Here is an 8,125-nt window from a genome sequence, read left to right on the forward strand (position 1 = left end):
CGTTTCCAACATTTGCATCCCATTTGTATCGGCCCCGAGGGCAAATGTTGGAAACAGGAGAACCACTAGGATGCTTATGGTTCTCGTGGAATTTTCGAATTTGACATTCGGTCTCGAGGCCGACATCGAGCGGGTACCGAATGTCAAATTCATTCCACGAGGAATGGTGGCCGGGTCGGCGCGTCCAGCGCCTGCGTTGTTTGTGCGTGACATCCTTGGTTGACTGCTACGGACCGACAGATGACGCCGACACGACCCGACGCTCCGCCCTCACAGCCGATCGACGACGCCGAACGGCGACGCTATGAGCGCCTCAGGATCACGCTCCTCGGGCGCTACATGATCGAAAGTCAGCATGAGTATCCATGCCAGACCATCGACATGTCCCCCGGCGATCTGCATATCCAAGCCCCGAACCGAGGTCAGCTCGGCGAACACGTGGTGCTCTATCTCGATCATCTCGGACGCATCGAGGGGGATATCATCCGCCATTCGCATGAAGGCTTCGTGGTCGCGATCACGGCAACCCCGCGCAAGCGCGAGAAGATCGCGGCGCATATGACGTGGCTGGCCAACCGGGAGCCGCTCGAGACGCCCGAAGTCCGTCGGCATGACCGTATCGTCCCCGCCAGCACCGGGATCGGGCTGACCTTGCAGGACGGCACACGCCACAACGTCCAGATCATGGATATCTCCCCCTCCGGCGCAGCGCTCATCGCCGAGGTCGCGCCGGACATCGGCGCGCCCGTCATCGTCGGCCGCACCAGCGCGCGGGTCGTCCGGCATTTCAAGGGCGGATTCGCCGTCGAGTTCGGTGAGATCATGGGCAAACAGGACTTCGCGCGGATGATCGGATCGCGGAGCTAGCTAGTCGAGCTTTGAATTTGACATTTGAGCTGGAGCTTGATGACAGGCGGGACTCACATGTCAAATTCGCTCCACTCGGGCAAATCCCTCTGTCGCCGACTTGCGCGAAGAACGACCGACGGCAGCGAGATTGACCGGCGCAACCGATGGCTGCGCAGGAACCAGCATCCACTCTTGGTTAAAGGCAAGCATACAGGAACAAATAGAATTTCGGTTATTTCTATACAGTCAATAGATAGTAATTTATGTTGAATATGAACCTAAAAAACGACGCTATTATTTTTCACGGCAGGAAATATATAATGGCCAATACTCGCCTCACACAAGCGTGGAGGACGAGTAATGAACCGGAGACCGGACCGAGCCAGACCTCGCTCCCTGCAGCTCGCCATTGCCACAATTCTGGCAAGCCTGATCGCGGCACCGGCGCTTCCGATCGAGCGGCACGTGTCGCTCCCACCCGCGAGCAACCCTGCACCGGCCGCCGAGAGGACGCGCCCGCCCATCGGCTGGGTCGATTTCTGCAAGCGCCATCCCGCCGAATGCACCACAGATATCGGCGAGCCAGCAAAGATCATGCTCTTTCAGGCGCGCTGGGACGAAATCGGCACGGTCAACCGGCGTGTCAATGCCCAGATCCGGCCCATGCCCGACATCGAGCATTGGGGCCTGATCGAGTCATGGGACTTTCCGGACGACGGGATCGGTGATTGCGAGGACTATGTCCTCGAGAAGCGCAGGCAGCTTGCGGCGGCCGGTCTGCCGCGCCGCGCGCTTCTGATCACGGTCGTTCTGGACGAAGCGAATGCCGGCCACGCCGTGTTGATGGTGCGCACCGACCGCGGCGACTTCGTCCTCGACAACAAGCGTGACGCCATCCTTCCCTGGCGCGCCACAGGCTACAGCTTCATCAAGCGCGAAAGCCAGCGCGAGACGGGCTGGATCGCCTTTGGCGGACAGGAGGACAATGCGGCAACGGCCACGCTTTCGCCGCCAAATTAACAAAATAATCACAAAGAAGGTTAACGCGCGTTAACACATCTTGTTCCGATGCGCTCGCCGTGAAAGAGTAAATGAAGCGTTACCGAGTTGGGATAGTACGGGTATGGCGGTCACTCTTCGCGTCGTGGCGTTCCTCGCAGCCCTTTGCGCCGCAGCAACGTCCCAAGCCGTGGCACAGAGCCGCCAGGCTGCCTTGCCCAACTTTCCGATCACCCCCATCGCCCTGGAAATGGGCAATACCCGCGCGCCTCTCGGCTGGGCAGATTTCTGCCGTAAGAACAGCGCCGACTGCGACACGGCCGATGGCCATGCAAGGGAGGTGATGATCACCTCCCGCAGCTGGGCTCTCCTGCTCGGCATCAATACCAAAGTGAACAAAGAGATCGAGCCCGTCAGCGACATAGATCACTGGGGCATCGTGGAATCCTGGGACTATCCAACCGACGGCAAGGGCGACTGTGAGGATTATGTCCTCGAAAAGCGCCGGCAGCTCATCAAGGCCGGCATGCCGCGGGAAGCGCTCCTCGTCACGGTCGTCCGCGACCTGGAAAATGAAGGCCACGCCGTCCTCACCGTGCGCACGGACATCGGTGATCTCGTTCTCGACAACAAGCGCCAGCAGATCCTGCCCTGGACTGCGACGGGCTATCGCTATATCAAGCGCCAGTCCGCGACCAATCCGAACCTGTGGGTTGCGCTCGGCGCCCCGGACAGCACCACCGCGACGGCGGCTCGCTGATAGCGAGCCGGACGCCTTCTCATCAGTCGATCGGACTGAGATCGGTCGCAAACCGCTTCCAGTTTCGCTGATAACCGGTGGCCGACAGCCTCAGCTTGTCGATCGCCGCCTCATCGAGCGCCCGCACGACACGCGCGGGTGAACCGACGATGAGGCTGCCGTCAGGAAATTCCTTGCCTTCCGTCACCAATGCGCCGGCGCCGACCAGGCAATTGGCGCCGATCCGGGCGCCATTGAGCACGATCGCCCCCATGCCGATCAGGCTGTTCGATCCGATCCGGCAACCATGCAGGATGGCGCGGTGACCGATGGTGCAGCCCTCGCCGATCTCCAGCGGAAAGCCCATGTCGGTGTGAAGGACTGAGCCCTCCTGGATATTACTGCCGGCACCAACGGTGATGGCTTCGTTATCGCCGCGCAGCACCGCCCCGAACCAGATGCCGACATCCCGGCCCAGAACGACATCACCGATCACCTGGGCACAGGGGGCAACCCAGAAATGGCCGGGTGGCGGCAGCTGCGGCTCCCGTTGTCCTAGTCGATATAGCGGCATGCCCTGCCCTCCCGCATGTGGAACCCTGCCCGTGAAGCCTGGCATGGGCCGATCGCTGGAATCTAGATCATTTTCGGGCGAAGTGGACACTGGTTCGCGTGAAGAAAATGCGCGGAGACAAAGATTGAGCGCATCGCGACGTCAGGCGTGACGCGGCTTGCCGCACAATACGATCAAGCTCCTCGCAGGCGGTGATCGGCTTAAGGGTTCCGCAAGCGCGCCACGGCATGATTGCGCGCTGTACGCGGATGCCCAGCGCCCGGCCATAGGCCAGGCCGAAGCAATCAAGGAAACATTAAGCATCAGAGTGAATGATGGCTCATCATGAGTTCCGCGATCTGTGGACTCGCGCCACAGGCGGAGACGTCACCATGGCGAAGGCGGCCATTTTCGCAGCGCTGCGGCATGCGCCGGCGCAGGAGCCGCGCCCGGCGGACGGCTCCGTGCTCGCCTTCATGGCAGCCACCGTCGTCGGGATCGCCATGGCCACGGGCGTGGCGCTTTCCATGGCAGCGGCCGGGCCGGAACCGCTGCCGGCCGTTGTCCACTATCAGATTGGCAACACGCCCCTGACCGCGCCGCGGGAATGGCTGCGCGCACCTGTCGCCCATGCCGGCCGTGTCGAACAGCTCGAACTCATTGTCGATTGGCCGCGACACATTCCGGCCGCGCGCCAGAATGACGCGGCCGGATCCCGCCCGTTCGATGGTTCGGTGTTGATTTCGCTGGCGGCCGCAGACCCCCTTTCGGCCCCGACCGAACGCCTGAGCAGGGTCTATAGCCGCTTCCTCGACCCGAACGGCGAGCACGGGCCGGCGGGGCTCGTCGCCTATACGTTCCGGGCCGGCTCACGTTACGAGAATGAGCGTCTGTTCGTGACATCGGAGGGCTTCACCACCGCAAATGGCGAGGCATTCTTTGCCCGCTGCCCCGACGGCGAACGCAAGGACAAGCCGACGAATCTATGCACGACAACGCTGCATATCGGCATGCTGGATGCGGTTATCCGATTCAGCCCGAACCGCCTTGGCGACTGGCCACGCCTTGTCGACGGCGTCACGCGGATTGTGACCGCCATGATCCACAAGCCGAGGCCTCCTGCGTGAGGCCCCTCAGGCCGTAGTGTCAGTCCTCGAGATCGGCGTCCAGAATCGCCATCTGGAAGCTGTAGGACTTGTCGCCGTCCTCGTCGTCGAGGAACAACACACCCAGGAATTCCTCGCCCACATAGACTTCGGCGGAATCCGTCTTGCGCGGGCGCGCAACCACCCTGATGGATTGATTGGCGAATGTGCGGCGCAGAAAGCGCTCGATCTTCGCGAGTTCGGTTTTGTCCATCTCATGGCCTCTAAAGCTCGACGATCCAGGCCACCGCCTTGCCATGCATGAACCCGGAGAGCAAGGCGGACGGGCTCAATCGCTGCTTTTGTCCGCTAGAATCTGGTCCATACGCCGGGCAGGCTCCGCGCAACCCGCCGTTCCAACGACACGCGCCGGCACGCCCGCGACCGTCGTGTTGGGCGGAACAGGCTGCAGAACGACGGAGCCGGCGGCAACGCGAGCGCAATGGCCAACCTCGATATTGCCAAGGATCTTGGCGCCGGCACCGATGAGCACCCCGTTCCTGATCTTCGGATGGCGATCGCCCTGTTCCTTGCCGGTGCCGCCCAGGGTCACGTCCTGCAACAGCGACACATTGTCCTCGACCACGGCCGTGGCGCCAATGACGAGGCCCGTCGCATGGTCGAGAAATATGCCCTTGCCGATGCGTGCCGCCGGGTTGATATCCGTCTGGAACACCTCGGACGACCGGCTCTGCAGATAGAGCGCGAAATCCCGGCGCCCTGCATGCCATAGCCAATGGGCCAGGCGATGCGTCTGGATGGCATGGAAGCCCTTGAAATAAAGGACCGGCTCGATCATCCGGGTGCAGGCAGGATCGCGATCGGCAACGGCGAGGATATCGGCACGGATTGCGTCCGCGATCGCCGGATCCCGGCTGATCGCCTCGCGGAAAACCTGCCCGATCAGGTCGGCCGGAAGCGTTGGATGGGAAAGACGCCCCGCAATGCGATGGCAAACGGCCGATTCAAGTGTTTCGTGATTCAGGATCACGCTGACGATCAGGCTGGCCAGTTCGCTCTCGCGGCTGACGATGCCCTCCGCTTCTCGCCGGATTTGCGACCACAGCGGGTCGAGCAGTTCAACGCCGCTGCGCTGGGCACCGTCCGGTCTGATCTGGCTGCGATACGACATCAAGTCTCTCCGTGAGCCGGACTGATCAGCCCGATGAACGATTGCGGACGACCGCACTGGAAACGTGGCCTTAGACCGCCCGAACATCTCTTTCGCAGATGCGCATTCCATGCCGGATTAACAATAGTCAAGAAGCGCGCGCCATCAATACAAGGCTCGCACAACGTCGCCAACCCTTAAAAAAGCTCCACATGACCAAGAGCTTGCGGCAACCCGATGAATCAACAGCAGAGCCTCGCCATCCCCGCGCGAACGAGAGCCGCAGCCGAAGAACAGAGCCCAGACCGGGCCGGTGAATCACTTTGCCAGATTGCCATCGCAAGACATTGAAATATCACAAGTTTACAAAACCGACCCTACTATCCCGTCCCGCAAATAGCTTTCCATAAATTACGGAAAGACGATGATTCGCAAACCGGAGTGGAGCGCGGATCATGGCTCAGATCGGACGTCCTCCAGAGCGGGTGCTCACCCTCAGCGAGACCGAGCGGGAGGAACTTCCCCGCCTCTCCGGATCGCAGTCGGCACCTCACTCCCTGGTTAGGCGAGCTCAGATCGTGCTCGCTTCCGCCGACGGCGAGGCCAGCACCTCGATCGCCCATCGCTTCGGTGTCAGCAATCCTGATATCGCCGATATCGATGCGCTCGCCGAAGCGATCATCGCCACGACGCCCCGTGCGGAAAATGAGGCCCCGTGTGGTCAATCAGGATAGCGCCTGAGCGCACGAACCTGGCCGCGCCTTTTGTCGAACGGCGCGCACCGCCTCCAGTATCGATGCTCTGAACGCCCTCCTTATTGCATGGAATGGCGATGATAGCCCACGAATATAATTCATAATTGTCACTCGGAATTTCTCTTATCGGGGTGTGCATCATGTCCACCTATACATTCGATGACTTTATCAATAAGCTTGGTCTCTTCCATTCGTCCAATCGCTACGATGCGGTCAACAGCACCAATCATTTAGGGCGCTTCCAGTTCGGGGAGGCGGCTCTCATCGACATCGGCATGGTGCGGAACGACGGCAAGCCGATCGACAACGACTTCAGCGGCGGGTGGACGGGAAAGTACGGAATCAACAGCAAGGAGGAATTCCTCGCCTCGCATGAGGCGCAGGACATGGCCATCCGCGACTTTCTCGGCAAGCAAGCCCATTTTCTGAGGGATTTCCTCCACTATGACGGTCAGAGCATCAACGGCCATGACATTTCGATCTCGGGCCTCCTGGGGGCCGCGCATCTCGCCGGAGCAGGCGGGGTCAGACGTTTCCTGAAATCGGGCGGCGATTACAATCCCAGCGACGCCAACGGCGCCTCTCTCATCCAGAGCCTCGATCGCTTTCACGGTTACGATGCTCCCTACACGGTCAACGCCACGCGTGACTACACTTTCATTGGCAGCGACGGGCCCGATGTCATCCGTGGCTATGACGGCAATGATTATTTCGTTGCAGGGGCCGGCAGCGACACCTTCGATGGTGGGGACGGTGAAGACACCATCGAACTATGGGCTGACCGGTCCGAATTCACGCTCGCGCGCGGCGCGACACCCTCCACGTGGCACATCAGGCTCAAACTCGACGATGGCCGCAGCGACCTCAAGAGCCTGCAGAATGTCGAGCTGGTCAGGTTCGCAGACGACGAGATTGTCGACTTGCGCACCATGCCGTCCGCCATGTCCGGTGAAGAACAGATCGCCGCGCCCGCCGAAGAACAGATCGTTGCGCCGCAAGCTGGCATACCCCCCACATCCGTCCGGGACGCCGCGGCGCAGCCCTCGACGCCGAGCGATCCGAACTTCGACGAAGACATCCCGGCCGAGCTGGTCGGCTGGCCGAACGGCTTTTGCGCGTGCGGCCTGCCGATCTTTTGATGCCGCGATCGTTCCCCGCGGCTTAGAACAAGGCCGTCTGTTGCGGATTGGCTCCGCTCAAGAATGGACGCGCAAATTCACCGCTGGTGGAGTGAGTTTGACATTTGAGTCCCGCCTGACATGAAGCTCCCGATCAAATGTCAAATTCAAAAGCTCCACTAGAACCAATAACTTGCTAGTGGTTCTCTTGACTCCGACATTTGATCCGAGGCCGGTATCAGGCGGATGCAAATGTCGGAGTCGAGCCACGAGTGTCCCGTCCCGCAAATAGCTTTCCATAAATTACGGAAAGACGATGATTCGCAAACCGGAATGGAGCGCGGATCATGGCTCAGATTGGACGTCCTCAAGAGCGGGTGCTCATCCTCAGCGAGACCGAGCGGGAGGAACTGGCCCGGCTCTCCAGATCGCAGTCGGCGCCTCACTCCCTGGTTAGAGCAGGCTGACTTTATACGGAACCGTGGTGTCATTCCGGGGCGGGCCGAAAGGCCCGAGCCCGGAACCCATGAACACCACGTTCTACCAGAGAGGCACAGTCCGATGCGTCTTTTCTCGGGCCGCGTGTTCATGGATCCCGGGCTCGTTGCTGCGCAACGCCCCGGGATGACCGTGGGATTCCATCCAAATACAGCATGCTCTAGATGTCGAAGCTATGAAGGTTGTTCATCCGGGGCCGGGATGTGAGGTTGGGGTTGCGAAGCCAACCAACCCTGACCGGAGCGCCCGGATGAACATGCATGAGAATGCGCGCCTGACGGTGCATGGTCGAGTCCTTCTCGTGCGGCGTGTCGTGGAAGAAGATTGGACAGTGGTAGCCGCGTCTGAGGCAGCGGGC

The 8,125-nt window shown here is 60.9% G+C and carries 10 protein-coding genes; 7 read left to right on the forward strand and 3 right to left on the reverse strand.

Annotated elements, in window-relative coordinates; genetic code table 11:
- Positions 1–240 precede the first annotated feature (240 nt).
- From C7450_RS16635 to C7450_RS16645, 3 genes are all read left to right on the forward strand, one after another.
- On the forward strand, positions 241–867 hold the full coding sequence (locus tag C7450_RS16635) for a PilZ domain-containing protein (RefSeq protein ID WP_110375547.1): 627 nt from the start codon (positions 241–243) through the stop codon (positions 865–867).
- Between the two features lie 342 nt (positions 868–1,209).
- Positions 1,210–1,869, forward strand: coding sequence for a transglutaminase-like cysteine peptidase (locus C7450_RS16640; protein ID WP_110375548.1), 660 nt, complete (start codon positions 1,210–1,212; stop codon positions 1,867–1,869).
- Positions 1,870–1,972: 103 nt separating this feature from the next.
- Complete coding sequence (locus C7450_RS16645; RefSeq protein WP_110375549.1) at positions 1,973–2,608, forward strand: transglutaminase-like cysteine peptidase; 636 nt, start codon at positions 1,973–1,975, stop codon at positions 2,606–2,608.
- A 22-nt stretch (positions 2,609–2,630) separates the two neighbouring features.
- On the opposite strand, the gene C7450_RS16650 is transcribed toward C7450_RS16645, so the two are convergent.
- Positions 2,631–3,161, reverse strand: coding sequence for a gamma carbonic anhydrase family protein (locus tag C7450_RS16650; RefSeq protein ID WP_110375550.1), 531 nt, complete (start codon positions 3,159–3,161; stop codon positions 2,631–2,633).
- A 371-nt stretch (positions 3,162–3,532) separates the two neighbouring features.
- Between C7450_RS16650 and C7450_RS16655 the strand changes: the two genes are divergently transcribed.
- Positions 3,533–4,267, forward strand: coding sequence for a hypothetical protein (locus tag C7450_RS16655; protein ID WP_146227359.1), 735 nt, complete (start codon positions 3,533–3,535; stop codon positions 4,265–4,267).
- A 19-nt stretch (positions 4,268–4,286) separates the two neighbouring features.
- Here C7450_RS16655 and C7450_RS16660 read toward each other — a convergent pair whose 3' ends face one another.
- Both C7450_RS16660 and cysE read right to left on the reverse strand, forming a co-directional pair.
- Complete coding sequence (locus C7450_RS16660) at positions 4,287–4,499, reverse strand: DUF3126 family protein (RefSeq protein WP_110375552.1); 213 nt, start codon at positions 4,497–4,499, stop codon at positions 4,287–4,289.
- A gap of 75 nt (positions 4,500–4,574) precedes the next feature.
- Positions 4,575–5,417: a serine O-acetyltransferase gene (cysE, locus tag C7450_RS16665; RefSeq protein WP_110375553.1), complete on the reverse strand. Its 843-nt coding sequence runs from the start codon at positions 5,415–5,417 to the stop codon at positions 4,575–4,577.
- A 434-nt stretch (positions 5,418–5,851) separates the two neighbouring features.
- Here cysE and C7450_RS33580 point away from each other — a divergent pair, with 434 nt between their 5' ends.
- From C7450_RS33580 to C7450_RS34590, 3 genes are all read left to right on the forward strand, one after another.
- Positions 5,852–6,130, forward strand: a complete 279-nt coding sequence (locus tag C7450_RS33580) for a hypothetical protein (protein WP_146227360.1) — start codon at positions 5,852–5,854, stop codon at positions 6,128–6,130.
- 161 nt (positions 6,131–6,291) lie between these two features.
- The gene (locus C7450_RS16670; RefSeq protein WP_110375554.1) at positions 6,292–7,290 is read left to right on the forward strand and encodes a calcium-binding protein; all 999 of its coding nucleotides are present in this window, start codon (positions 6,292–6,294) and stop codon (positions 7,288–7,290) included.
- A gap of 733 nt (positions 7,291–8,023) precedes the next feature.
- A partial coding sequence (locus tag C7450_RS34590; RefSeq protein ID WP_425351222.1) for a leucine zipper domain-containing protein occupies positions 8,024–8,125 on the forward strand: 102 nt, incomplete at its 3' end.

Origin of the sequence: Chelatococcus asaccharovorans (assembly GCF_003201475.1) — a bacterium.
GTDB lineage: Bacteria > Pseudomonadota > Alphaproteobacteria > Rhizobiales > Beijerinckiaceae > Chelatococcus > Chelatococcus asaccharovorans.